This is a genomic window from Mycobacterium sp. pUA109, from assembly GCF_041287095.1.
Taxonomy (GTDB): domain Bacteria; phylum Actinomycetota; class Actinomycetes; order Mycobacteriales; family Mycobacteriaceae; genus Mycobacterium.
On record NZ_JBGGKS010000053.1, the window covers coordinates 1 to 1,313 of the forward strand.

The following is a 1,313-nucleotide window of genomic DNA, read 5'->3' on the forward strand; positions in this document are numbered from 1 at the left end:
ACTATGCGGGACTCAACTCGGAGTTGACCGCGTTCATCGGGGCTTCTCCCCATGAGCGCACCGAGACCCGCTCCAATCAGCGCAACGGCTCGCGTCCGCGCACGCTGTCCACGGTCGCAGGGGACCTGGAACTGCGGATTCCCAAGCTGCGCACCGGGTCATTTTTCCCGGCGTTGTTGGAGCGGCGTCGCCGGGTCGATCAGTGCTTGTTCGCGGTGGTGATGGAGGCCTACCTGCACGGCACCTCCACCCGCAAGGTCGACGATCTGGTCAAGGCACTGGGTACCGATACCGGGATCTCCAAAAGCGAGGTCAGCCGGATCTGCAAAGACCTCGACACCGAGGTCGCGGCCTTCCGGGACCGGCCGTTGGGTGATCAGCGCTTTCCGTATGTCTTCCTCGACGCCACCTACTGCAAGGCCCGGGTGAATCATCGGGTGGTGTCGCAGGCGGTGGTCATCGCCACCGGGGTGGCCGCTGACGGGCGCCGCGAGGTACTGGGCTTTGAGGTCGGACTCCGAGGACGGGGCGTTCTGGACCGCGTTTTTGCGGTCGTTGAAATCCCGCGGTCTGGCCGGAGTCCAACTGGTCATCTCCGATGCCCATGCCGGACTGCGCAGTGCCATTGACGCCGTGCTGATCGGGGCCGCCTGGCAGCGGTGTCGAGTGCACTTCCTGCGCAACGTGCTCGCCCAAGTGCCCAAGGGCTCCGCAGAGATGGTCGCCGCCGCGATCCGCACCGTCTTCGCCCAGCCAGACGCCGAGCACGTGCGCGAACAACTCGACACCATCGCCGGCATGCTCGGCCGCCAGTTCCCCAAGGTCGAAACCATGTTGCGCGAGGCCGCCGCCGACATCACCGCCTTCGCCGACTTCCCGGTGGCCCACTGGAAAAAGATCTGGTCAACCAACCCACTGGAGCGATTGAACAAGGAAATCAAACGCCGCACCGACGTCGTCGGCGTGTTCCCCAACCCCGCCGCGCTGTTACGGCTGGCCGGCTCGGTACTCGTTGAGGCCCACGACGAATGGCAGGTCGCCGACAAGCGCTACCTCTCCGAGACCAGCCTCGCTCTGCTCGACGTCAGTGACCAAAGTGCCGAAACCATTGCCCCCACAGCCGCTCTCACGGCATAGTGGCTACCACAGAGCCACACGCGGACACGCGACCGCTCTTACACCACTCCACGGGACGTGACCACGCTCTCGCGGAGACAGTCAACGGTTACTACAAGGCCGAGCTGATCTACGGGCCGGCTCGAAGCAGACCGTGGAAGACCGTCGAGGACGTAGAACTCGCCACCCTCAGTTGG

Annotated in this window: 1 pseudogene; it reads left to right on the forward strand. The window is 64.8% G+C overall.

Annotated features, from left to right (window positions below):
- Nucleotides 1-1,137, forward strand: a pseudogene (locus tag ACAG26_RS27620) (IS256-like element IS1245 family transposase); the annotation flags it as partial.
- Between the last annotated feature and the right edge of the window lie 176 nt (nt 1,138-1,313).